Origin of the sequence: Streptomyces sp. NPDC051315, from assembly GCF_044455165.1 — a bacterium.
Taxonomy (GTDB): domain Bacteria; phylum Actinomycetota; class Actinomycetes; order Streptomycetales; family Streptomycetaceae; genus Streptomyces.
In genome coordinates, this window is sequence record NZ_JBITEN010000005.1 from 356,759 (window position 1) to 380,944 (window position 24,186).

Here is a 24,186-nt window from a genome sequence, read left to right on the forward strand (position 1 = left end):
ACCCCCTGGAGGTGCGGGTGGCGGCCCCCGGTCAGCGGCCGGCCGCCGCCCCGGGGCCCGCTTCCGTGCCGTCCCGGTCCCGCTCGTCCTGTTCCGGGTCACCCTGGCGCGGCTCGTCGTGTTCCGGGTGGTTCAGTTCCGGGTCGTTCCGGTCCCGTGAGCCGCCCCCGGTCGGCAGTGCCGGGCGCAGGCCCTTCGCCGTCTCCCGGAGCCGTTCCAGGGTCCGCCCCAGCTGCTGGAAGGGAGAGCCGCCCGGCTTCGGCTGCGGCTGCGGGCGCTCGCCGGCCTCGGCCGCCTCGCGGTAGGCGGCCAGCGCCTCATGGGCCTGCTCGGCGGCCTCCCGGTACAGGTCCCGGGACCGGGTCATCGCCTCGAGCGCCTCGGCGTACATCGTCACCAGCTGGCGCTCGCGGGCCAGCTCCTCCTCGAGCGTCAGCAGCTGCCACTGCTCCCGCAGCGCGGTGAGCGCGGCCTCGCCGCCCTCCGGCAGCGGCTTGGGCAGGGCGGCGAACCGGGTCACCGCGTCCAGCAGCTCGGTGGGGTGCGTGCCGTCCAGGAACACGCTGCGCACCGAGAAGTCGCCCGCTTCGTACGTCTCCGGGGCGGGCGAGCCGGGCAGCACCAGCGCACCGCCGCGCGGCAGCTCCACGTCGAAGTCGCGCAGCGCCCAGTTCACCGTGCGCAGCTGGTGGGGTGCCGCGCGGTGCTCCACCACGCGGTGGTGCAGACCGGGAGGCAACAGCGGGACCAGCGACCGGCGGCCCCGCTCGTCCGGCGTCATCGCCTCGTGCACCACGACGTGGACGGTCCAGGTGTCCCGCAGGGCGTGGCGCAGGGTGCGCCGCAGGTCCTTGTCGTCCGCCGGCAGCGGGTTGATGTCGAGGTACCCCTGCCCGGTGACCGTCTCGTGGCCCCAGGGGGCGTCCGCCTCCCAGGGCCAGAACATCGCGGCGGGCGACGGTCCGCGCAGGTCCCACGGCCGCTCCGACTCGGCGACCAGCGTCCACTCCTGCCCTCGCCCCGACCACTCCGCGAGCGTCAGCCGGGCGCGCACGGTCACGCCGTCGGACAGCAGCCACCGGGCCTCGAAGGCCAGTTCCCCGTCGGCGGTGTCCTCGTCGGGCACCTCCAGGAAGTCCTGGATCGTCGCGTCGTCCTTGAGTGAGCGCAGGTTCCTGCGCAGGACGTCCGGCGCGGCGGGCCCGGTGTGGCGGCCGCGGGCCAGCCACACCGTGGAGGGAGTCGGGGGCGGGACGGGCGGGGAGGTGAGCATGAGTCCATTCGTGAGAGCGGGGGACGACGTGTGGGTGCCAGTATCGTCGTCGTGGCGGGCGGGTGATCAAGCGGGGTGGGCGTGGACGAGGTCGCGTAGCGCCTTCCCACCTGCGGTGCGCGTCACGCGTCCGACTCCGCGCGTCCCGTGTGATCCACACGAACGGGGTGCGCGCCGTTCACCACGGCCGCCCCCCGCACACCCGTGGCCCCGCCCGCCCGCGGCCCCGACAATCGACCCGCGGACAGGGCCCGCCCACCATCCGCGTCGGGGCGGGCCCTGTCCCCACGGGCCGGCAGCGGGTCCGCCCGGGGCGGCACCCCTCCCTCAACTGAGGCGCCCCCCGCTCCCCCGTCGGGGCGGCCGGATGGCTGGTGATGCCGATGTCTGCGTACGGTCACGGCATGCGGCGGAGGAGCGGAGCGGTGACGGTCGCGGCGGTGTCCGCGGCGCTGATGGCGAGCGGCGCGACGATCCGTCCCCTGCTGACCGCGCACCGGCTGGAGCAGTGGGCCGGCGGATGGCTCGCCCCCGGCCGAGGGGAGCGCGGCGGTCCCGTGCGGCATCCCGCGAGCCGGCCGCCGGAGCCGATGGTGGAGGAGCTGGGCGCACGCGAGCGCGACGTGCTGCGACGGCTGTCCCGGATGATGTCGACGGACGAGATCGCCGACGATCTGCATCTGTCCGTGAACACCGTGAGGACGCGTCTGAAGAGCGCCTACCGCAAGCCGGCGGTGAACCGGCGCGGCGACGCGGTACGCCGCGCGCGAGCTGCGGCTGCTGTGGCCCCGCGCCGGGAGGCAGCGTCGGCCGGGCGGGGCGGAGGTTCACCCGCGCCGGGTGAGGGCGGGGCGCCGGGCGGGACGGACGATGGCCGGGAGGGGCGCACCCACGCCGTCCCAGGCCCGTCCTCGGGAGAGCAGCTCATGCGTTACGAGATCCGCGTCGACGGACGCATGTCGGAGACGCTGGCCAAGGCCTTCCCGGAACTGGGCCACGTCGTGATGTCCGGTCAGACGGTGCTGTACGGCCCCGTCATCGACGAGGCGCACCTGTACGGCCTGCTGGCGCGGTTCCGGTCGCTGGGGCTGCGGGTCATGGAGATGCGCCAGCTGCCGGAGTGACCGGGAGTGCGGCACCGAAGGCCCCGGAGGCACATCGGCCTCCTCGGTCCGTGGCGGGTGCCGGCACGCCGCCGAGGCGGGCCGCTCACCCGTCACGGGTGAGGCGGCCGGTGCCTGCCGTGGGCACGCTGGCAACGCGGCACCGAAGGGTCGGCGGGCGGGCGTCCGGGAGTTCCGCAGGGCGAAGGAACCGCCCCTGAGCGGCTCCGGCCCCGAGGGTTTTGCCCCCGGTCGCTGAGCACGCGCCGGAATCAACGAAACGAGGCAGAAGGATGACAGGCACCCACTCCACGCACACACGCGCGGCGAGGCAACCGTTGGCCGCCGGTCTGACGATGTTCGCAGCCGTCATGCTCATGATCGGCGGGATACTCGACGTCCTGCGCGGCATAGCGGCGATCGCCGAGGACGACGTCTTCCTCACGACCCGCAACTACGTCTTCGAGTTCGACCTCAGCGGCTGGGGCTGGATCCACCTGATCCTGGGGGTGGCCGCAATGATCATCAGCTTCGGCCTGTTCCAGGGCGCGACGTGGGCGCGCGTCGCCGGTGTGGCCATCGCCGGGCTCATCATCATCGCCAACTTCCTCTCCCTGCCGTACTATCCGGTCTGGTCCGTCGTGATGATCGCGATGTCGGGGTTCATCATCTGGGCGCTGTGCACGGTGCGGACCGACGAGTCCTTCGCACGGTCCGAGCGCGCGCCGCGCGACATGTGACGGCGAGCGGCGACGGCACCGCGCCCCTGACCGCCAAGGCGTCAGGGGCGCGGTGCCGTCGCCGGCTGACTTCCGGCCCTCACGAAGGCGGGGGCGCCCCGCCCCAGTGGCGGGGGGGGCCCCGCCCCGGCCCCCGGCCCCCCCCCGGCGGCGGGGGGGGGGGCCCGTCGCCGGCTGACTTCCGGCCATCACGAAGGCGGGCCCGCCCGGCCGATGAGCCGGACGGGCCCGCCTCGGGCCGAGGGCCCACTGCCGGGTGACAGCCGGCGGCCGGCCCTGCGCGGTGACCGGCCGGCGGCGCCGACAGGCCGGTGGCCGCGCCGCGGTGACCACCAGGCTGACCGCGCGCGACCACCGGCCGTCGGGTGAGGCGCGGTCACCCCGGAGTGACCCGACCGCGCCACGAACCGGTCTCGCCGCCGCGCTCCTCGATGTACTCCTTGAACCGCCGCATGTCGCCCTTGACGCGGCGGTCGATCACGCCCAGCCAGTCGGCGGCCTTCTCCGCCGCCCCGCTCGGCTCGACTTCCATGGTGAGCTCCACCCGGGTGTGCGAGTCGTCCAGCCGCTGGAAGCGGACCATCCCCTTCTGCTGGGCGTCACCGCCGACCGTGCGCCAGGTGATCCTCTCGTCCGCGAGCTGGTCGACGATCTCGGTGTCGAACTCCCGCCGCACGCCGCCGATCTTGGTGGTCCAGTGGTTGTGGGTTTCGTCGACCTGCGCCACCTCCTCGACGCCCTCCATGAAGTTCGGGAACTCCGTGAACTGCGTCCACTGGTTGTACGCGGTGCTGACCGGAACCTCGACCTCGACCGCTTCCTTCACTGTGCTCATGACTGCTCCTCTCCTCGTATGCCGGCCGCACGCGGGCGGTCCCGGCGCCAGGATTCGTGAGCCGAGTACCCCGCATCGGCGTCGGTACGGCGGGCGGCACCGGCCGCCTCCGGGCCGGCACGGCGCGCCCGGTCAGGAGCCGTCGACGCGGCCCAGCAACTCCCGGGCCTCGGCCGTGCGGCGGTGGTCCGGGCCGAAGGCCGCCAGGCAGGCCGCGTGGGCCGCCGTGACCCGGCCGCGGGCGTCGGCATCCCGGCCCAGTCCCAGGAGGGCGGTGGCCACGGCCGGCTCGACGGCGCCCGTCTCCGGGCGGTGCTGCTCCTCCGGCAGGCCGCGGCGCACCTCGTCGGCGCGCTCCGCCTCGGCGAGGGCCTCCTCGTGGCGGCCCTGACCACTGAGGCCGCGGGCCAGACCGAGCCGCAGCACCAGGGTGAGCCGGCCCGGTACGGGCGGGGCGGCGAGGGCCTCCCGGGCGAGCGCCTCGGCTTGCGAGTGGCGGCCCTGCGCGTTGAGGGCGTACACCAGTCCGTTGCGGGCGGCGGCCGCTATGAGCGGCATCCGCGGCCCGGTGCCACGGGCCGGGGCCCGGGCGACGGCCGCGCACTCCGCCTCGCATTCGGCGTGCCGGGCGAGCGCGCTCAGCGCCTGGGCGCGGTCCGAGCGCAGTTTCAGCGTCTGCGGGTGTCCGGCGCCGAAGACCCGGACGTAGACGGGCAGCAGTGCGTCGTACAGGGTGACGGCCTCGGCGTGCCGGCCCTGGGCGTCTGCCGCGAGCGCGCCGATGCCGAGCGCCGGCGGTGCGTACTCGTCGTCGCGTGGCCGTGACCGGGCGGCGGCGACGGCGCGAGCCTCGGTCTCGGCCTCCGCGTAGCGCCCCGCCCGGTACAGGGCCGTGGCCCGGGCCAGAGGGCCCGTCAACCGGCTGGCGTCGTTTCGGCCACGCGGCCGGAAGAGTCCCATGCCCGGAGCATACGGATGGCCGGCTCCGCGGCTCAGGCGCCCACGTGCACGTACGAGGCCCACCGGCCGGGCGCGTGGGGCATCCGGGCGCGCAGGGCGCGGACCGAGTGGTGGAGCGACTCCGCGGTGTGCGCCGGGGCGGCTGGGGCGATGCCGTTCAGACGGGTGTAGAAGTCCTCGGCCGTCTGCAGCGCCACGCTGTCCTCGACGCTCCACAAGGTCGCGACCACCCGCCGGTAGCCGGTGAACTGAAGGGCGTGGGCGAGGGTGATCGCCTCGTCCGGCACGCCGGCTCCGCCCCTGGCCGTCTCGCAGGCGGACAGGTAGACGAGCTCCCCGTGCCCCTGGGGCCGGGCGGTGGCGAGCTCGGCCACCGTCAGCAGTCCGTCGTGGAGACGGAGCCCGGTGCGGGACGGAGCCGCGAGGTCCTGGCTGCCGTGACAGGCGATGTGGGCCCAGGCGTGCCCGGCGAGCGCGGCGCGCACGGCGTCGCGCGTCGCCTCCGGGCCGTCGAGCAGCAGGTGGTCCCGGCCGGGGAACAGCCGGGTCACCGCCGCGGCTTCCCGGCGTACGCCGCGCAGGACGGGCATCCCGGGCGCCTCGGCGACAGCGACGGCCAGCAGTCCGGTCCCCTCCGTGCGACGGTCCCCCCGCCCGCCGCCCGCCCGGGCGGACGCGTGCACCAGGCTGCGCAGCGTCGGGGTGTACGAGCTGACGACGCGGTCCAGGACGCTGTCGCCGGCACGGGGCCGGTCCGAGCCGGGATCCGCGGCACGTCCCGCCGCGTGCAGGGGCAGCAGAGCGAGGGGACCGGTGGGACACCACCACAACCGTGGCCAGGAGCCGTGCGCGGACACGGGCGAGGTGAGGCCCGACGCCTCCAGCACGGGAGCGGCGACCACCTCCCACAGCCACTCCAGCATCTCCAGGAGAGTCTGTTCGCGGACCATGCGGGCGGCCACACCGGCGGCGCCGACGGCGCGGTCGGCCTCGTCGAGCACGGTGAGGAACCGGACCACGCGCGCGTACGCGTCGTGGGCGGTCAGGCCGGGCAGCGGCACCACGCGCACGGCGTCGCCCGTCACGATCAGGGCGTCGCAGCGCAGGACGCTGACGTTGACCAGCACCACCGGTCCGGGCAGTCCCGACCGCAGGTCACGCAGACGGGGCCGACGCAGGAAGTCCTCGAAGCCGGGCAGCCGGCGTACCTCCTCGACCAGTTCGTCCCACTCGCGGGCCGGGGCCATCCGGCGGTCCGCGGCGTCGTGACGCTCCAGCCAGACAGGGCGCGACGGGACGGCCGGGAACGGCGTACCCGCCCCGGGGCCGCCGGTGGAGGGAACCGCGGGAGGCAGGGCAGCGGCTCCCGCGCCGTCCGACGCGTCCAGTGCGGAGCGGACCTGGTCCAGGCGGGCCGCGAGCGCGGGTGCCGCGGCGCGCAGGGCGTCGAGTTCGGTGTTCTGCTCGAGGAGCTGCGACCACAGCACGGACCGTCCGCGTTCGAGGAGCTCCACCGCCTCCTCCGGCCGGCCCGCGGCCAGCGCGGCCGCGGCGGCGTTCTGGGCCAGTCCGGCGCAGTCGGCGAGCAGCCGTTCGCGTTGCGCGCGGTCCAGGCCGCGCCAGGCGAGCAGCGGCAGCAGCTCCACGGCCGTGGCCATGCCTTCCGTCGCCCGCGGCCAGTCACCGAGCTCCGCCGCCAGCCCGCCCCACGAGGTGGCCGCCCCGATCCGGTCGGCCGCCCCGGTGCCGGGCAGCCGCGCCGCCCGCTGCCAGACCGCGACGGCCTCGGCCGCACTGGCCCGGTCGCCGGTGCGCTGATACCGCGCGCACAACAGCTCGCCGAGCGCGGACAGATGACGGCCGTACCCGGGGGTGTCGGCCGGGCCGGTGCGCACCGCCTCCCGCAGGAGGGCCTCCGCCTCACGCGCGTCACGGGCGAGGCCCGTCTGCTGGTACCGCCACCGCAGCGAGGTACCCAGGTTGGCCATGCACCTCGCCCGGTCGGCGGCGCCCACCGCCGTGCCGAGGGCGGCGCGGTGGGCCGCGATACCGTCGTTCAGGTCGGCCAGGTCCGCCGCTTCCCGCCGGGGTGGCTCCCCGGTGCGCGCGGGTGGTCCGTCGCCGCCGCCGTGCTCCAGCCGCCAGACCCAGCGGGTGACAAGGGTGTTGCCGAGGTTCAGCTGGCACGTCGTGTGCAGCGGATGGTCCCGCGGGGTGGCGCGCACCGCCTCCCGGCCGGCGCGGACGGCCGCGTCGAGGTCGGAGGGGTCCAGGCGGCGCGTGAACCTCTCCTGGTGGGCGATGCCCAGGTTGCTCAGGTACATGCCCCGGTTGGGATCTCCCGGGGCGGTGGCGGTCACCGCCTCGGCCGCGGCGGTGACCGCCGTGTCGAGGTCGACCGGGTCGGCGAGGAAATGGTTCCGCAGCGCCGTCAGGGTGCCCAACTGCCCGTGCAGCAGGACGTACGCGGCGTCTTCGGGAGGCACGGTGTGCAGGCCCTGGCGGACCGCGCCGATCGCCTCGTTCACGTCCGCGATGTCGCCGTCCCGCTCGAACCGCAGGCGCAGACCGCGGGCGTGGTTGTTCAGCAGCAGCGCGCGCGCCGGGTGCCGGACGGGGCAGCGCCGCAGCGCCTTGCGGCCGGCGTCGAGCGCCTCGTCCAAGTCCTCGTCGTCGCCGCTCAGTTGATAACGCAACTGCAGCGCGACGGCCAACTGGTCCAGGCAGGTCGGGTGATTTCCGCCGCGTGGGTGAGACACCCGCAGGGCCCCTCGTGCGGCGGCGACGGACTCGTCGAGATCACGGAGGTCACCGGTGCGTTCGTGTCGGCGGCGCAGCGCGAGGGCCAGGTTGACCAGCACGGCCACCGCGTCGTCGCCCACGGACGGTCCCGGCCCGTCGGCGTCGTCCGGATCCACGTCGGCGGTGGGCAGGGGCAGGCCCAGCGCGGCGAGTGCCGCTCGCTCCGCCGCGATGGATTCGTCGAGGAGGTGGGGATCGCCCCGGTAGTCGTACAGCGCGACCAGCGCGCCGCCCAGCGTGTTGAGGCAGGCGGCGCGCGGGGATCCGTCCGTGGCGGCTTCCGCCCCGTTGCGCGCGTGGTCGACGGCCTCGTCCAGGTCGGCCCGGTTCCCCCGGCGTTCGTACCGGTTGCGCAGCGCCAGGGCCAGGTTGTTGCAGGCTCCCGCGTACGACCCGTGCCGCGGACCTGCCGCTCGGACGGCGTCCCGGCCGGCCCCGACCGCTTCGTCGAGGTCGGCGGGGGCTCCGGTGAGCAGGTGCCGCTCGGTGAGCAGGCCGCACAGGGCGGTCAGGATCTGGGCGCGTTCCCGCCCGGTGGTGCCGGGGTGTCGCGCGGCCGACCGGGCCGCGTCGATCGCGCCGTCCAGATCGCGTGGGTCACCGGTGATCCGCAGGCGGGCCCGCCGCACCTCGGCCAGGTGGGCGAGGAAGTACGTGACAGGGGGCAGGTGGGGAGCGGGCTCAGCCGCTCGCTCACGCAGACGGACCGCCGAGGCGGCGCTGTCCAGGGCGCGGTCGAGGTCGCCCCGCACCATCGCGCCGCCGGAGAGTTCGGCACGGAGCAGGAAGAGGGCGGAGGCGAGCTGGGCGGCGATCGCCCGCTGCCCCGGATGCTCCGCCGGGACCTGCGCGTGCAGCGCTTCCACCAGCGCCAGCGCCCGCTCCACCGCGGGAAGCTCGCGCCGCACCCCGGCCTGTTCGTACGCCGCCACGGCTTCGGCGGCCAGCCGCTGCAGCCTGTCATCGAACGGCGTCCGCACCGCGCCTCCCCAGGTCCACCCGCTCCGCCCGTCTCCCGCGCGTCACTGCGTGTCTCCCCCTCCCGCCCCGGCGGGCGGCGGCTCCCTCCGGCGTGGACGGCAGCAGCACCCCTCCGGCGCCGGCTCGGGGTGCTCGTACTGCGCCTCCGGCGACCTTCCCTGCCGCCAGAACTCCGACAACGCCGTGTTGACCCGGCGCTCCTGCTCCGGGTCACCGGGCAGGGGCAGGTGCAGCGCCGGGTACAGATCGAAGCGGTGCAGGTCGAAGCAGACGCGCACGGCCTGTCCGTAGCCCAGCGCGGCGTGCACGGCGGCGTGGTACGCCAGCCGGGACAGCAGCAGGGGCGCCAGCGCGATCAGCAGCCACCAGCCGGCGCGGGCCAGCAGACCGGCGCTGAGCGCGGCGCACAGCGCCGAGACGACGCTGACACGGCAGGCGGCGTCGAGGGCGTCGCGCCGGTCCTCCACGGTCTCCTTGGCCACGTCGCCGAGGACGGTGTACAGGCGGGGCCACGCGGTCGGTCCGTCCCACCCGTAGGGGGCGCCGCACCGGTCCTCGGCGGCGGCGAGCGCGTTGCCGAGCCGGGTGGGGCGCAGCAGGTGGGACTGTTGCGGGAAGCGGGCCCGCAGCGTGCTGTCGGCCAGCCCCGCCCGGTGGACCGCCTCCGGGCCGGGCGGTTCGTCATCGCGCAGTCGCGCGGCACGCACCAGCCGCTGCCGGCTGCGTTCCTGACGCCGTAGACCCCACCGCGCCGGCGCCCCGCACCAGGCGGGCCAGTACCCCTCCAGCAGCCTGACGCAGGCCAGTTGCAGCGGATGGAGCGCCAGGGCCACCACGATCGTGCCGAACAGCAGCAGGACGGCCTCGCCCGCACCCATCGCGCCGACGCGCCGCCAGGCGGCGCCCCAGTCCGGGGCGGCCCCCGGCGCGCCCGCGCGGACGAGCACCAGCACGCACAGGAAGCAGGCGCACACCGGTACGTAGCCGATGACGAAGAACCGGCCGCCCAGCGCGGCGGTGGGCGGCCGCCCGACCGCGGTCAGGCTCACTGCGCCATCCGCATCGCACCGTGACCCGCCGTCGGGCACACAGGTGGCTCCTCGTCGGCCGCGATCCGGTACGTGGCCCGCCCGCACCGCCCGCACCGGTAGCGGTACGCCGTGAACCGCGTGGGCGTGCCGGGGAGCGTGCCGTGGTCTCCGGCGCCGAGTCCGCCGCGCAGGGAGAGGTCCTCGTCGTACGGGTCCGCCGTCGGCACCTGCTGCTCGAAGCGGACGCGGGCGGTGGAGCCGACCGGCCGCCCGTCCGGGACGAGGAGGACGCTGTCCACCGCCGGGTCGGTGGCGAACACGTACCTCAGCGTCTCGATCAGTTCCGGCAGTGACGCGCTGGAGGGGAACTCCAGCCGGGCCCTCCCGCCCCCGCCGTCCCCGCTCGCGTCCGGGCCTGTCCTGTCGTGCACCAGCGCCTCGTACGCCCGCGGCGCCTTTGCCCCCGTCACCACGTCGGTGTACCTCCCCTCGGCCGGGCACAGGCGCGGGAGCCCTGCCACACCTCCCGGCCCGTGCGCGTGGAAAACGAGTGTAGGACCCCACAAGTGCCCGGGCAGCCGCCTCGCACCGGACCCGTACGGGAGCAACTCATCGCGCTCCACGGGGAGTTGCCGCTGTCCGGCCGTTGGCCCCGCTCCACGACCGGCGTCCACGCGATCAGCGGTTCACCGGAAGGCGGCGACGTGACTGCGGGCCCGGGCCGCGAAGGTGCGGGGTGCGCGGCCGAGGACTCGTTCGGCGCCGGGACTGACACGCCGCTCGGCGGGGGCGGGGTCACCGAGGATGGCCACGGTCGTCTCCACCACGGCTTCGGGCATGAACCGCAGCATCTGCGCGCGGGCCTCGTCGCGGGTCTGCTCGACGAGACGGACCGGTTCACCGAGCGCCTCGGCGATCGCCTCGGCCCTGCGGCAACTGGAACGCGACGGGCTGGTCGTGCGCACCTACCACCCGGAGGTCCCCCCTCGGGTCGAGTACGAGATCAGCGAGCTGGGCCGGAGCCTCGCGCTCTTCGCGCACCTCGCCGAATGGGCGTCCGGCAACCTGGACAAGGTCGACCGCGCCCGGCACGACTACGACAGCGACCCGGCCCGGTAGCGGGCGGCGCGCGAACGGTGCAGCACGCTGTAGCCGCCGGCGTCGACCGCCGACAGGACCGCGTGCAGACCTTCAGGGCGCGCGGCCCCGGGGCCGCGTGGCGGCGATGACCAGGCCGTGGCGGCCCGCCCGCCTAACCCGCCGCCCGCGCCTGGAACGACAGCGACCCAGGCCCGAGCCGCCGGCTGTCGACGGCCTCACGATCGCCGACACCCCCGCCGAGCCCGTCACCCGGACCCCTCCGGAACCTGGTAGGTCTCGGTTGGAAGACAAAAGGGCGAAAATGCCGCGTACGGGGTACTCGCGAGGCAACGGGCGCTCACCGTGACGCGCCCCGAGCGAGAAGGTCGGCACCATGAGCGCACACACCCATGCGACGAGAGTGGCCCATACTCCTGTCCAGCAGGCGGCGCTGCTGGTGGGGGCGGTGTTCCTGCTGGTGGGTGTCCTGGGGTTCATTCCGGGGATCACCACGAACTACGACACGATGCAGTTCGCCTCGCACGAATCCGGGGCCCAGCTCTTCGGCATCTTCCAGGTCTCCATCCTGCACAACCTCGTCCACCTGCTGTTCGGGGTCGCGGGCCTGGCCATGTCCCGCACCGCCTCCGGCGCCCGCACGTTCCTGCTGGTCGGCGGCGCCATCTACCTGGTGCTGTGGCTGTACGGCCTGCTCGTCGGCCACACCAGCGAAGCCAACTTCATACCGCTGAACACGGCCGACGACTGGCTGCACTTCGTCCTCGGCATCGGCATGATCGCCATGGGCGCGCTGCTCACCCGTCGTACGGCTCCCACCTCCCGGAGGATGTGACCGGCTACGGCACCCCGGTCGACGCCGCCCGCGCCTGACCGGGACGGACGCAACCCGAGAACCCCACCGGGAGCGGTGAGGCCGCTCCCGTCGAGAACCGAGAAGGGGACCGCGTGACCGCGCGGCCCCCTTCTCGGAGCCTCACCGGGTCGCCTGCGCCGGCCCTGGTGTCGTCATGGGGGCCCGCAGCACGTTCCAGAGGAAAATGCCAAAGTTCTCACCTCGGCCCAGCACTTTCCGTAACCTCGGCATCACGCTCTCGGCGCGGCGGCCCGGTGGCCGTGCGGGCGAGTGCGGTCCGGCATGCGCCGCGCACGCACTTCCCCAGCCCTCGTGGTGGCGAAAGGAGACCGGTCATGGCCGTGGAGGCCGAGGTCCTGAACGAACTGCACCGGCTGCGGGCGCGCATGCCCCGGCTGACGGGGGCGCTGGCGGCGAGCGTCGACGGTCTCGTCCTCGCCCAGGACATGCCCGACGTCCAGCCGGAAGGGCTCGCGGCCCTCACCGCGGCCGCCCTCGGCGTCGGCTACCGCATGGTGGACCTGACGGCCCGGGGAGAGTTCCGCGAACTGCTCGTGCGCGGGGCGGGCGGCTATGTCGCCACGTACGCGGCCGGCCCCTTCGCCGTCCTCACCCTGCTCGCCGACGGCCGGGCCAACGTCGGCCGACTGCACCTGGAGGGCCGGCGCAGTGGCGCCCGCATAGCGGAACTGATGGCGGCACGGCAGACGCCACGCGAGGACACCCCTTCCGTGTTCCAGGACGGCGACCCGTCCCCGTTACCGCCTCCGCCGCCGACGCCGCCCCAGGGCCGGCCCCTGGGCGCTCTGCCGGTCCGCATACCGCGCCAGTTCCGGCCGCAGCACGGCCCCGAGTACGGCGCCTGAGCCGAAGGCGGCGCCAGGAGCCGGACGGTGCGGGCGGTGAGCCCTCACCCGCCACAGGCCCGCCTTCACCGCACAGGCCCGCCCTCACCCGCCACAGGCCCGCCTTCACCGCACAGGCCCGCCTCACCCGCCACAGGCCCGCCCGGCGCCGCCGTCCGGCGCGCGCCCGGCCGGTCGCCCAAGAGGCTCGGCCACCGGTGTTCCAGCGCCCGGTCCCGGCCTCCGGGGCGGGGGCTCCGGGACTGGATCCGACGCCGGCCTCCCGTCGCCGCGAGACGGTCCGGCTGACAGCACGCTGGTCTCCCGTCCCCCCTCGCACCGCCCCACTCAGACCGGCCCGTGGCTCCCGTTCACGCCCGCTCGCTGCCCCTCGGGCCGCCGACGGAGGCCCTCATATGCCTCCGCCCTCCGTCTCCATGCGGCCGCGCCGATGGCCGAGCCGCCCGCGCCGGCGGCCGCCCGACCGTTCCGGGCCCGTCCCGCCTCCCGGACCGGGGGCGCTGAACCCGCCGGGGACGAGGCGTGGCGGGGCCACGCTCGGTGGGGCGGGGGGAGCGGGACGACCACCTGTCGCCCGTCCGGCCTCCGGTGTGCCCGCGTCGGGGGACGGGCGGGGTGCCGCGCGGCCCATCACACGGGTGTGCGGCATCACCTGCGCGCAGGCGGAGCACACTTCGCTGAGTGTCCACACCTGGCCGACGGCCGGGTCGTGGCGCAGCACCAGGACGACCAGGCCCGCGCAGGCGATCCGGGTGCCCTCGTGGCACGCGCACCGCTGGCGGCGGCACCAGCAGGCGGCGTCGGGCCGTACCGCGGCCGCTCGTGCGTGGGCGGCGGCATGGGCCTCGGCGAAGCGGCGCAGGGCGGTGAGGTCGCGCGAGCGCGGCGGCATCGCGCACGGCGAGGAGCAGGTGACCGAAGCGGTGCGGTCCCGGTGCCCGACCACACGGATCGTCCAGCAGCGTCCGGGACGGCGGGCTGACGGGGCGTCAGGGTGCATGAGAGCCAAGACCACAGGTCCTTCGTGGGAGGCGAGACGGGCGGGGAGGGCACTCCGGGCGTTCCGGCACGGCGTTCCGGAAGTGACCCCGTTCACAGCATGCCCGTGGCCCCGCGGACCATTCGCGCCGTGCCCCCTCTGGACGACAGACCGCTGACGCGGGGGCCAACGGCGCGTGAACGCGGCCCGTCAGTGCGGGAACGCCCGCGGCTGCCTGAGCCGGGGGAGTCCGTCGCGGAACTCCTCGATGCGGGAGCTGATCTGGCGCATGAGGACCGTGTCCCCGATGCGGTCCAGACAGAGGTTGCGGCGGGCGAGGGCGGGCGCGTCCACGCAGAAGTACAGCGCCATCAGCGGGTTGACGAAGAGCTCGCCGTCCTTCGTCCGCTCGGTGAACCGTACGTCGCCGAAGTCACCGCGTACGGCGGCGGCGACGGAGCCGTTGACGATGCTGGGGTGGCCCGGGGTGTGCTCCTGGGCGTGGGCCACCGCGTCGAGGTACAGGGCGCCCTCGCGGCTGTCGCGCGGCAGGGAGAACGCGCCGAGGTAGCCGCCCTCCCGGTCCAGCGCGGCAAGGTTCTCCAGCACGAGGGAGTGGTTGACCCCGTGGTAGGCGTCGACCCCGAAGCCGAGGCACGCCACCAGCCGGTGCTCGACCTCGTCGAGACCGTGCACGGCGGCCAGGCTGGCCATGTCCTCCTCGGGCGTGCCCAGTCCGTGCTCGTCGCCCCGCATGAGGATGTCCGTCCCGCCGTCCACCAGGACGACGGCGTCCACACCGTCCAGGTGGTGCAGGAGCGCGCGGTAGGCGGCCCGCAGCGGGGTCACTCCGGTGCGGGCGAAGGCGTACACCGTCGAGGGCAGGCCGTGCAGGTCGAGCCAGCGGGCCAAAGTGCGCTCGGGGAAGTAGTCGCCCCGCGCCGGGGTGCCGGGGTCCACGGCCGCGACGTCCGGCTCCACCCACACGTCGGCGGGCAGGCCGTACAGGTCGGAGAAGGAGAGGTTGGCCAGATGGACGTCCTTGCCCGCCGACCGCAGGGCCAGTGCCAGCGGCAGGCCCGCGTAGATGTCGAAACCGCCGCCCGCGCCGGCGACGAGTATCCGCCGCGCGTCGCGCAACCGGGTGAACAGGGGAGGCTCGTGGAGGGAGAACACGCCGGGACGCTAACAGGCGTCGATCATGCGGCCCACCGAAATAGGCCGGGAACGCCGAGGGCCCGGAGCTTCGTGGCTCCGGGCCCTCGCGACGCGCGCGCTCACGCCGGACGCGCTCACGCCTGCGGATGCGCTCGCACGCTTCGGGTGCTCTCACCCGCTGCGGGTGAGCACACCCGCAGCGGGACGCGCTCAGGCCCCGCTCTCGCGGAGCATGTCCTCCCGCTCGACGATCTTCACGCGCTCACGGCCCTGCGGCTCGCCCAGCGCCTTCTCCGCGGCGTCCAGCTTGTACCAGCCCTCCCAGGTGGTGAAGCGGACGTCGCGCTCGGCCAGGAACGCGTCCACGGCCTCCGGCGCGGGCGAGGTCGGCGTGTGCAGACGTCCGTTGGCGAAGTCGTCCAGCAGGTTCGACACCGTCTCGTTGGCGTCGCCCTTGGTGTGGCCGATCAGGCCCACGGGACCGCGGCGGATCCAGCCCGTGACGTACGTCGACTGCAGGTGCGCGCCGCTCTCCTCGATGACGCGGCCGCCCTCGTCCGGGACCGTGCCCGAGTCGATGTCCCAGGGCAGCTTGGGGAGCTTCTCGGACAGGTAGCCGACGGCCCGGTAGATCGCCGTGACGTCCCAGTCCTTGAACTCGCCGGTGCCCTTGACGTTGCCGGTGCCGTCGAGGGCGGTGCGCTCGGTGCGCAGGCCCACGACCTTGCCGTCCTCGCCGAGGATCTCGGCCGGCGACTCGAAGAAGTGCAGGAACAGCTTGTGCGGCCGGTCGCCGACGTCGCGGATGGCCCAGTTCTCGAGGGTCTTGGCGACCATGTCGGCCTGCTTGTTGCCGCGCCGGGTGGCGATCGAGCCCTCGTCGTAGTCGATGTCCTCGGGGTCGACGATGACCTCGATGTTGGGGGAGTGGTCCAGCTCCCGCAACTCCATCGGGGAGAACTTCGCCTGCGCCGGGCCGCGCCGGCCGAAGACGTGGATCTCCAGCGCCTTGTTGGCCTTCAGGCCGTCGTAGACGTTCGGCGGGATCTCCGTCGGCAGCAGCTCGTCCGCCGTCTTGGCCAGGATGCGGGCCACGTCGAGGGCGACGTTGCCGACGCCGAGGACGGCGACCTTCTCCGCCTCCAGCGGCCAGGTGCGCGGCACGTCCGGGTGACCGTCGTACCAGGAGACGAAGTCGGCGGCGCCGTAGGAGCCGTCCAGCTCGATGCCGGGGATCGACAGCTCGCGGTCGGCCATGGCGCCGGTCGAGAAGACGACCGCGTCGTAGAAGGCGCGCAGGTCGTCCAGGTTGATGTCGGTGGGGTAGTCGACATTGCCGAAGAGGCGGATCTGCGGCTTGTCGAGGACCTGGTGCAGGGCGGTGATGATGCCCTTGATCCGGGGGTGGTCCGGAGCAACGCCGTAACGGATCAGACCGAACGGGGCAGGCATGCGCTCGAAGAGGTCGATGGAGACACCGGGGTCGGTGGCCGCATCGGACTTGAGCAGCGCGTCGGCGGCGTAGATCCCGGCGGGGCCGGCTCCGACAATGGCTACCCGCAGGGGGCGGGGCATGATCAGTTCCCTTCGAACGGCGACAGATCGACTCGACGGGAAGCCTAAACTAAGGCAAACCTAAGTCGGTACCGGGGTCCGGTCTATGAGCTCATAAACGTCATTTATGAGCCGGATGTGGGCGCCGCGAGCCGTCGGGGAGGGCGGGAACGGGGACCGTGCCCGGCCGTCAGGGCAGGGGCTGTTCCGCCCAGATCACCTTTCCGGTGGGCGTGTAGCGGGTGCCCCAGCGGTCGGTGAGCTGGGCGACCAGGAACAGGCCGCGGCCGCCCTCGTCGGTCATCGTCGCGTACCGCAGGTGTGGCGAGGTGTTGCTGCTGTCGGAGACCTCGCAGATCAGGGTGCGGTCCCGCAGCAGACGGACCCGCACCGGCGGGCTGCCGTAGCGGATCGCGTTGGTGACCAGCTCACTCAGGATCAGCTCCGTCGTGAAGGACAGGTCCTCCAGGTCCCAGCGCGCCAGCTGCCGGACGACCGCGGCCCGCACCTCGCCCACCGCCGCAGGGTCCACCGGCACGTCCCACTCGGCGACCCGGTCCGGCCCCAGCGCCCGGGTGCGCGCGACGATCAGCGCGATGTCGTCGTTCGGGCGGGCCGGCAGCAACGACTCCAGGACGACCTGGCAGGTCTTCTCCGGCGACCCCTCCGCCTGCTCCAGGGCGCTGCGCAGCCGCTCCAGACCGGTGTCGATGTCCTGCGTGCGGTCCTCGACCAGCCCGTCGGTGTACAGCACCAGCCGGCTGCCCTCGGCCAGCTCCAGCTCGGCCGTCTCGAACGGCAGCCCGCCCAGCCCCAGCGGCAGCCCGGCCGGCACGTCCGGGAACTCGACCCGGCCGTCGGGGTGCACCAGGGCGGGCGGCGGATGGCCGGCGCGGGCCACGATGCAGCGCCGGGAGACCGGGTCGTAGATGGCGTACAGACAGGTCGCCCCCGTCACCGGCGCGGCGGTCCCGTCGGCCGTCTCGTCCTGGTCGATGCGGGCCACCAACTCGTCCAGCAGCCCGAGGAGCTCCTCCGGCGCGAGGTCCAGGGCCGAGAAGTTGTGGACGGCGGTGCGCAGCCGGCCCATGGTGGCCGCCGCGTGCAGCCCGTGGCCCACGACGTCGCCGACCACGAGCGCGACGCGGGCGCCGGACAGCGGCAGGACGTCGAACCAGTCCCCGCCGACGCCCGCCTGCGCGGGCAGGTAGCGGTAGGCGATGTCCAGGGCGCCCTGGTCGGGCAGGGTCCGCGGCAGCAGGCTGCGCTGGAGGGTGACGGCCATGCCGTGCTCGCGGGTGAAGCGGCGCGCGTTGTCGATGGAGATCGCGGCGCGCGCCACCAGCTCCTCCGCGAGGACGACCTCCTCCGGATCGAAGGGGGCGGGCCGCTCCGAACGGTAGAAGCTGACCACCCCGAGGACCAGCGCCCCCGCCCGCACCGGCACGGTGATCAGCGAGTGGATGCCGAACTCCACCACCTGCTCGGTCCGCTCGAGGTCCTGCGCGCGCCAGCCCGGAGACTCGGCGAGCCGGGCCTCCAGCACGGGCCGCCCGGCGGCGAGACTGCGGGCCTGCGGAGCGGTGTCCACGAAACGGATGCGCTCGCCCACCGCGTACAGCGGCGCGCCCTTGCGCACCCCGCTCATCGCGGTGCGCCGCAGCGCGGCCCGGGAGTCCGGCTCCTCACCCTCCAGGACGGCGTCGAAGAGGTCCACGGTCACGAAGTCCGCGAACCGGGGCACGGCCAGCTCCGTCAGCTCCTCCGCCGTCCGGGTCACGTCCAGGCTCGTACCGATGCCCACCCCGGCCGCGTACAGCATGTCCAGGCGCTCGCGCGCCGCCTCCGCCCGGCCCGACAGGGCGCGCAGCTCCGTGGAGTCACGGAGCGTGGCGACGCTGCCGGCGGGCCCGCCCGCGAGGTCGGTGGGCCGCTGGTTGATCGCCAGCAGCCGCTCCCCGACCAGGTGCACCTCGTCCGTGACCATCCGGCCGGAGGCGAGCAGCTCGGCGGTGCCGGCGTCCAGGCCGAGCTCGCGGACGTCACGGCGTTCGGCGTCCGGCGGCAGGTTCAGCAGACGGTGCGCCTCGTCGTTGGCGAGCAGCAGGTGCCCGTCGCCGCCGACGATGATCACCCCTTCGCGTACGGCGTGCAGCACCGCGTCGTGGTGTTCGTACATGCGGGTCATCTCGCGCGGGCCCAGGCCGTGGGTCTGGCGCAGCAGCCGGCGGCTGACCAGCGCGGTGCCCCCCGTGGCGAGGGCGAGGGCCGCCGCGGCGGTGGCCAGCACCAGCGGCAGCTGACGGTCCGCGTTCCCGCCGACGTGCGCGGTGGTGATGCCGGCCGACACCAGCCCCACGATCTCGCCGTCGGGCGCCCTCACCGGCACCACCGCCTGCACCAGCCGGCCGATGGTCCCTTCGACCTCCTCGACCACCGTGCCCCCGGCCTGCGCCGGTGCCAGCGTCCCGACGAACTTCTTGCCGATGCGGTCCGGCTTGGGATGGGTGTAGCGGACACCGTCGGGGTTCATGACGACGATGAAGTCGACCTCCGACGCCTCGCGGGCGGCCTCGGCGCGCGGTTGCAGCACCGCGGTGGGGTCGGGAGCGCGCAACCCCGCCACGATGCCCGGGGAGTTGGCGAAGGTCTCGGCGACGGCGAGGGAGCGGTTGCGGGCCTCACGGGTGCTGTCGTGCCGCACCTGGAGCACCAGGGCGACCACCGCCGCGACGACCAGCAGCAGCACGATGACGACCTGCAGGACGAACACCTGCGCGGCGAGGCTGCGGCCGCCCAGCGTGCTCTCGGGTGTCCGTCGCGCCCGCGGGTCCCGGGGGCGACGGGCCGGCCGGGTATCCGATCGCCCCAGGAGTCGGACCATGAGCCATGTCTACACTGCCCGGCTCCGTGAGGCGAGGGGCGGTACGCACAGTGATGGACCGTACTCGTGCCGGCGCTCGTCAGGGGAGCGGGGTGGCCAGCAGCAGGGCGATGTCGTCGGGCCGGTCCGTGGCCTGCCGGGCCGTCGCCGTGAGCCGGTCGGCGACGTCCGCGAGGGACCGCTCGGGGGGAGCGCCGGCGGCGGCCAGGGTGGTGCGCAGGGCGGTGATGCCGTCGTCGATGTCGTGGCCCGGCCGCTCGACCAGGCCGTCCGTGTACAGCGCGAGGATCGCCCCGGGCTCCAGGCGCAGTTCCGCCACCGGGTAGTGGGCGCGTGGGTCGACCCCGAGGACGACCCCGCCCGGCAGCTCCACGGCATGGGTACGTCCGTCGGGGTGGCGCAGCAGCGGCGGCGGGTGCCCGGCGTTGACCGCCCGGGCCAGGCCGGTCGCCGGGTCCAGGCGGACGTAGCAGCAGCTGGCGAACTGGCCGGGGTCCAGGTCGATGAGGAGGAGGTTGGTGCCACCCATGACCTCTTCGGGCGGCCGGTCGCCCAGGGCGAAGGCACGCACCGCGCTGCGCAGTTGCCCCATGGTCGCGGCGGCCTGCACGCCGTGCCCCTGCACGTCGCCGATGACCAGGGCCAGGCCGTCTCCGGCCCCCACGACGTCGTACCAGTCGCCGCCCACCTCCATGCCCTCGGTGCCCGGCAGGTAGCGTCCGACGGTCTCCACGCGCGCGTGCCGCGGCAGCCGCCCCGGGAGGAGGGCCTGCTGGAGGCCGCGGGCGAGGGCGGCCTCGGTGTCGTAGCGCTGGGCCTTCTCCATCGCGTGGGCGATCAGACCGGCGAGGGCGGTCAGCACCGTGCGCTCCTCGGAGCTGAAGCTGCGCGGGCGGTCGAAGCCCAGGATGCACGAGCCGACCGGGCGGCCGGAGGCGATCAGTGGCAGGAAGGCGCGGGCGCCCTCCGTCGCGTCGAGCGGGATGCCCGGGTAGGCGTCGGCCAGCTGCTGCATCGAGTCGAAGAAGATCGGACGGCCGGTGGTGAGCGTCTCCACGCCCGGCAGCCGCGCGTCCAGCGCGACGCCCTCGAACGGGGCCAGGAAGCCCTCGGGGAAGCCGGTCTCCCAGGCCAGGTACAGGTGCCGTTCCTGGAGCAGGTAGATGGCCAGCCGGCGGCCGCCGAAGGCGGGCAGCAGCTCCTGCATGACCACCGCCGACACCTGGCGGGCGGTCACCGCCTCCGTCAGCGCGATGGCCAGGACGATCGGCCGGTACAGCGGGGCGGTGGAGGCGACGGCGTCCCGGGCGGGAGCCTCGGTCCCGGCGTCGGCCGCCGCGGCGGACACGGGCCCGCCCGGGGCGTGCGGCACGCGGTTGGCCGGGACGGCGGTGCAGGTGAGGAGGTCGGGGCCCGGGAAGACGGCCACGCTCAGCCAGTCGCCCTCGTACGGGCGCGGCCCGGATCCCCGGTCCTCGTCGGCGGGGCCGGGCCGGCGGACGTGGAAGTGCACCGGCTCCTCCGGCGACAGCAGCGCGCCGCGCAGATGCTCGTCGCACGCGGGCTGGTTCAGCCAGGGCACGGCCTCCCACAGGGACCGGCCGAGCAGCCGGGAACGCTCGGCGCCCAGCAGGTGAGCGGCCCGCGGGTTGGCGTAGACGATCAGCCCCAGCCGGTCCAGGCAGAACACGCCCTCCGGCAGCAGGTCGGCGGCACCGTCGGCGAGGGCGCCGGGTCCCGGGTCGAGGAGGACGCCGGTGACGGGGGCCGACGGGGCGGAACGTGCCGCCCACAGTTCCAGCAGCCGCAGACCGCCGTCGGCGGTGCGGAGCTGCACCGGACGGGGCGGCGGTCTGCCCTGGGCGGTCTCGCGCAATAGGGCGGGGAGGCGCTGGGCGTCCGTCGGGTCGACGGTCCGTGCCAGCGCGTCCAGGGTGCCCGGGCGCTCGTCCGGCGCGAGCCCGAGCAGGGCGCGGGCGGGCTCGTCGGCGGTGACGGCGCCGGTCACCGGGTCCCAGGCCAGATGCCCGACCCGCCCCGGCGGCGGACCCGCGGCCGGCGGACGCACGCACAGCGGCTCGTCGTCCCAGGTGACGGTCCGTCCCACCGCCTGCCTGCGGAGCAGTGCGGCCGCGAGGCCGTCCGCCACGAGCGTCAGCCGCTCACGGGAGGCCAGCACCTCCCCGGCGTCCGCGGACGCCGCACACAGCACGGTCATCACCCCGAAGGCCCGCCCGTCCGCCGCGACGGGCACGTTGAGCGTGCCGAACTGGAAGGGCAGGCCGGCCGCGTACTGCGGGTAGCGCCGCATGGCCTCCGTGGCGTTCGCCAGGATCACCGGTACGCCGAGCCGGTGGGCGTCGGCGACCGGGAACGGCCGGTCCACGCTCACCCGCCACCAGGGCCGGAACAGCGGCCCGGGCAGTCCCGCGAGGACGGCGAGCCGCAGCAGTCCGGGGGTGCGGGAGTTGAGGTACACGCCCCCGGCCCGGGCATCCGCGGCCCGCAGCGCGTCCACCGCGGCCCCGGCCAGCACCCCGGCCGGCGCCCGTTCGTCCCAGGCGCTCCCATTCATCGGCCCCACCTCGTCCGTGCGCCGCCCGACGGGCGACACAGCAAGAATGCGCCTCATCGACGGCGGTGTGCATCCGCGCGGGTGACCGGCGGAGCCCGGCGGGGCGGCGGGCGCGGGCGGCTTCGGCGTGGGGCGGGGTGAGGACGGGCGGGGGCCGCCCCGCCCTATCCGGCGGCCCGCCCCGCCTCCCGCGCCGCCCGCGCGAGGTCCAGGAAGCCCTTCAGACCCAGGTCGAAGGCGCGGTCCGCGCGGCCCTCGCCGACCGCGGCGAGGGCCTCAGCGAGGCGGGGGGTCGGGGCGCGGTCCGTCAGTTCCCACATGGTCTCGGGGGCCGCCAGGTCGAGCGCGGAGCCCAGGACGAGGTTCTCCAGCGCGATGATCAGCGGCATCACCTCGGCGGCGGGGAAGCCGGCGTCCAGCAGCAGGGTCACCGCGCGTTCGTACTGCTCCAGGACCCGTGGTGCCCGGACGGGCGAGGTCATCAGCAGCGGGATCGCCCGCGGGTGCGCGGCGAACGCGGCGCGGTAGGAGCGTGCCCACGCCTCCAGCGCGGTGTCCCAGGGCGCCAGCTCCAGGGTCCCGGGGTCGATCGCGGACGCGACCCGCTCGCGCAGGAGTTCCACGATGCCGTCCCGGCCGTCCACATGGTGGTACACCGAGCCGGTCTGGACGCCGAGCCGCCGTGCGATCTGCGGGACGCTGAAGTCGCCCTGCTCGTCGATCAGCCGCAGCGCCGTGGTGGTGATGCGCTCGCGGTCGAGGAGCGGTGTGCGCGGCCGTCCCATGGTCAGTGTGCTCCCTGCGGTCTGCCCCGGGGGCTTCCCGGATGCCCACCGGAAGGTTACATTGCGGAAACCGAAAGCCTTTAGGTTTACGGGTCCCGGCGCACGTCATCCGCGGTGCGGCGGGGCCCCGGCGCGATCCCGCACGCCCTGGTCCAGGCTGTCGCCGTGGACCCTCGAACCCGGCCGTCCTCCCGTCCGGGACCCTCCCGTCCGCCGCTCGAAGGGCTTCCCCCGTGTCCGTGACCACCCCCGACCCCGCCCAGGAGAGAGCGCCGTCCGCCCCGGCGGGCCTGCGCTCCGGCACCCTCGGCACCGCCGACATCGCCTTCTTCGTCGTCTCCGCCGCCGCCCCGCTCACCGTCATGGCCGGCGTCGCCCCGCTCGCGATCCTCCTGGGCGGCATCGGCGCGCCCGTCGGCTACCTCGTCGCCGGTCTCACCCTCGCCGTCCTCGCCGTCGGCTTCACCACGATGAGCCGGCACGTCACCCACGGCGGCGCGTTCTACGCCTACATCACCCGCGGCCTCGGCCGCCCCGTCGGCGTCGGCGCCGCCCTCCTCGCCCTGATCGGCTACAACGGCATGGAGATCGGCGTCTACGGCCTCCTCGCCACCTCCACCCAGGACACCGTGCACGCCCTCTCCGGCAGCGACGTGCCCTGGCTGCCGGTCTCCCTGGCCGGCCTGCTGCTCATCGGCTACGGCGGCTACCGCTCCGTCGACTTCGGCGCCAAGGTCCTCGGCGTCCTCCTCGTCGCCGAGACCGGCATCCTGGTCCTCCTCGCGGCGGGCGTCCTGCTCAAGGGCGGCGCCCACGGACTGTCGGCCGCCTCCCTGGCACCCGGCAACGTCCTCGTCCCCGGCACCGCCGCCGTCCTCGCCTTCGCGTTCGCCGCGTTCACCGGCTTCGAGTCGACCGTCATCTACCGGCGCGAGGCCCGCGACCCCGAGCGCACGGTCCCGCGCGCCACCTACCTCGCCATCGGCTTCCTCGGCCTCTTCTACGCCTTCGTCGTCTGGATCGCCGTCCAGGCCTTCGGCGACGACGAGGTCGTCGCCGCCGCCGGCGAGGACCCGGCCGGTCTGTTCTTCACCGCCATCAGCACCTACGTGGGCGACTGGGCGGCCGACCTGATGCACGTCTTCATCGTCACGAGCGTCCTCGCCTCCCTCCTCGCCTTCCACAACGCCATCAACCGCTACGGCCTCGCCCTCGCCGAGGAGGGCGTGCTGCCCCGGCGGCTGGGACGGGTCCACCCCCGCCACCGCTCCCCGTACGTCGCCGGTCTCGCCCAGACCGTCCTGGGCGCCGTGGTGGTCACCGCCTTCTGGGCGGCGGACGCGGACCCGTACGGGCAGCTCCTGCTCTGGGTCAACACCCCGGGCATGATCGGCCTGCTGCTGCTCCAGCTGCTCGCCGCGATCGCCGTGCCCTGCTACTTCCGCCGCGTGCGCCACCAGGAGGGCGTGCTGCGCACCCTCGTCGCGCCGATCGCCGCGACCGTTCTGCTGGCCACCGCGATCGTCCTCGTCGTCGGCCACATCGACCTGTTCACCGGCGCGTCCCCGACGGTGAACGCCGTCCTGATCGCCGTCGCCCCCACCGTCTTCGCCGTCGGCCTCCTGCTCGCATGGTGGCTGCGCCGCAGACGACCGCGGGTGTACGCCCAGTTCGCCGAATGACCGCACCGAGCAGAGGAGCCGCTG

General features: G+C 74.8%; 18 protein-coding genes and 2 pseudogenes. 7 read left to right on the forward strand and 13 right to left on the reverse strand.

Annotation, left to right across the window (positions count from 1 at the left end; all coding sequences use genetic code 11):
• Nucleotides 1-31: 31 nt before the first annotated feature.
• Entirely contained in the window at nucleotides 32-1,273 is a 1,242-nt protein-coding gene (locus ACIBBD_RS12945; RefSeq protein ID WP_399419392.1) for a hypothetical protein, read from the reverse strand.
• Nucleotides 1,274-1,863: 590 nt separating this feature from the next.
• Here ACIBBD_RS12945 and ACIBBD_RS12950 point away from each other — a divergent pair.
• The 3 genes and pseudogenes from ACIBBD_RS12950 to ACIBBD_RS12960 all read left to right on the forward strand — a co-directional run.
• Nucleotides 1,864-2,028 (forward strand): annotated as a pseudogene (locus ACIBBD_RS12950) (helix-turn-helix transcriptional regulator); the annotation flags it as partial.
• A 171-nt stretch (nucleotides 2,029-2,199) separates the two neighbouring features.
• Nucleotides 2,200-2,397, forward strand: a complete 198-nt coding sequence (locus tag ACIBBD_RS12955) for a hypothetical protein (RefSeq protein WP_399419493.1) — start codon at nucleotides 2,200-2,202, stop codon at nucleotides 2,395-2,397.
• 272 nt (nucleotides 2,398-2,669) lie between these two features.
• The gene (locus ACIBBD_RS12960; RefSeq protein ID WP_399419393.1) at nucleotides 2,670-3,116 is read left to right on the forward strand and encodes a hypothetical protein; all 447 of its coding nucleotides are present in this window, start codon (nucleotides 2,670-2,672) and stop codon (nucleotides 3,114-3,116) included.
• Between the two features lie 376 nt (nucleotides 3,117-3,492).
• On the opposite strand, the gene ACIBBD_RS12965 is transcribed toward ACIBBD_RS12960, so the two are convergent.
• From ACIBBD_RS12965 to ACIBBD_RS12990, 6 genes are all read right to left on the reverse strand, one after another.
• Nucleotides 3,493-3,951 (reverse strand): SRPBCC family protein, encoded by a 459-nt coding sequence (locus tag ACIBBD_RS12965; protein ID WP_399419394.1) that lies wholly within the window; start codon nucleotides 3,949-3,951, stop codon nucleotides 3,493-3,495.
• Nucleotides 3,952-4,083: 132 nt separating this feature from the next.
• Nucleotides 4,084-4,911: a tetratricopeptide repeat protein gene (locus tag ACIBBD_RS12970; protein WP_399419395.1), complete on the reverse strand. Its 828-nt coding sequence runs from the start codon at nucleotides 4,909-4,911 to the stop codon at nucleotides 4,084-4,086.
• Between the two features lie 32 nt (nucleotides 4,912-4,943).
• A complete protein-coding gene (locus ACIBBD_RS12975) occupies nucleotides 4,944-8,693 on the reverse strand; it encodes a CHAT domain-containing protein (protein ID WP_399419396.1) in 3,750 nt (1,249 codons plus the stop codon).
• Between the two features lie 42 nt (nucleotides 8,694-8,735).
• Nucleotides 8,736-9,743, reverse strand: coding sequence for a hypothetical protein (locus ACIBBD_RS12980; protein ID WP_399419397.1), 1,008 nt, complete (start codon nucleotides 9,741-9,743; stop codon nucleotides 8,736-8,738).
• Nucleotides 9,740-10,195, reverse strand: coding sequence for a hypothetical protein (locus tag ACIBBD_RS12985; protein WP_399419398.1), 456 nt, complete (start codon nucleotides 10,193-10,195; stop codon nucleotides 9,740-9,742). Before ACIBBD_RS12985 ends, ACIBBD_RS12980 begins: the two co-directional genes overlap by 4 nt.
• Nucleotides 10,196-10,411: 216 nt before the next feature.
• Nucleotides 10,412-10,564, reverse strand: coding sequence for a hypothetical protein (locus ACIBBD_RS12990; RefSeq protein ID WP_399419399.1), 153 nt, complete (start codon nucleotides 10,562-10,564; stop codon nucleotides 10,412-10,414).
• Between the two features lie 85 nt (nucleotides 10,565-10,649).
• Here ACIBBD_RS12990 and ACIBBD_RS12995 point away from each other — a divergent pair.
• From ACIBBD_RS12995 to ACIBBD_RS13005, 3 genes and pseudogenes are all read left to right on the forward strand, one after another.
• A pseudogene (locus ACIBBD_RS12995) lies at nucleotides 10,650-10,844 on the forward strand (winged helix-turn-helix transcriptional regulator); the annotation flags it as partial.
• A 355-nt stretch (nucleotides 10,845-11,199) separates the two neighbouring features.
• Nucleotides 11,200-11,658 carry a DUF4383 domain-containing protein gene (locus tag ACIBBD_RS13000; RefSeq protein ID WP_399419400.1) on the forward strand — a complete coding sequence of 153 codons (459 nt, stop codon included), beginning with the start codon at nucleotides 11,200-11,202 and terminating at the stop codon, nucleotides 11,656-11,658.
• A 356-nt stretch (nucleotides 11,659-12,014) separates the two neighbouring features.
• Nucleotides 12,015-12,545 carry a roadblock/LC7 domain-containing protein gene (locus ACIBBD_RS13005; RefSeq protein WP_399419401.1) on the forward strand — a complete coding sequence of 177 codons (531 nt, stop codon included), beginning with the start codon at nucleotides 12,015-12,017 and terminating at the stop codon, nucleotides 12,543-12,545.
• 391 nt (nucleotides 12,546-12,936) lie between these two features.
• Here the strand turns inward: ACIBBD_RS13005 and ACIBBD_RS13010 are convergent, their stop codons facing one another.
• From ACIBBD_RS13010 to ACIBBD_RS13035, 6 genes are all read right to left on the reverse strand, one after another.
• Nucleotides 12,937-13,545: a hypothetical protein gene (locus ACIBBD_RS13010; protein WP_399419494.1), complete on the reverse strand. Its 609-nt coding sequence runs from the start codon at nucleotides 13,543-13,545 to the stop codon at nucleotides 12,937-12,939.
• A 189-nt stretch (nucleotides 13,546-13,734) separates the two neighbouring features.
• Entirely contained in the window at nucleotides 13,735-14,700 is a 966-nt protein-coding gene (locus ACIBBD_RS13015; RefSeq protein WP_399419402.1) for a DUF1152 domain-containing protein, read from the reverse strand.
• Nucleotides 14,701-14,892: 192 nt separating this feature from the next.
• The gene (locus ACIBBD_RS13020) at nucleotides 14,893-16,257 is read right to left on the reverse strand and encodes an FAD-dependent oxidoreductase (RefSeq protein ID WP_399419403.1); all 1,365 of its coding nucleotides are present in this window, start codon (nucleotides 16,255-16,257) and stop codon (nucleotides 14,893-14,895) included.
• 169 nt (nucleotides 16,258-16,426) lie between these two features.
• The gene (locus ACIBBD_RS13025) at nucleotides 16,427-19,120 is read right to left on the reverse strand and encodes a SpoIIE family protein phosphatase (protein ID WP_399419404.1); all 2,694 of its coding nucleotides are present in this window, start codon (nucleotides 19,118-19,120) and stop codon (nucleotides 16,427-16,429) included.
• Nucleotides 19,121-19,199: 79 nt separating this feature from the next.
• The gene (locus tag ACIBBD_RS13030; protein WP_399419405.1) at nucleotides 19,200-21,695 is read right to left on the reverse strand and encodes a SpoIIE family protein phosphatase; all 2,496 of its coding nucleotides are present in this window, start codon (nucleotides 21,693-21,695) and stop codon (nucleotides 19,200-19,202) included.
• Between the two features lie 164 nt (nucleotides 21,696-21,859).
• Complete coding sequence (locus ACIBBD_RS13035) at nucleotides 21,860-22,480, reverse strand: TetR/AcrR family transcriptional regulator (RefSeq protein ID WP_399419406.1); 621 nt, start codon at nucleotides 22,478-22,480, stop codon at nucleotides 21,860-21,862.
• 233 nt (nucleotides 22,481-22,713) lie between these two features.
• Here ACIBBD_RS13035 and ACIBBD_RS13040 point away from each other — a divergent pair, with 233 nt between their 5' ends.
• On the forward strand, nucleotides 22,714-24,162 hold the full coding sequence (locus ACIBBD_RS13040) for an APC family permease (RefSeq protein WP_399419407.1): 1,449 nt from the start codon (nucleotides 22,714-22,716) through the stop codon (nucleotides 24,160-24,162).
• Nucleotides 24,163-24,186 lie beyond the last annotated feature (24 nt).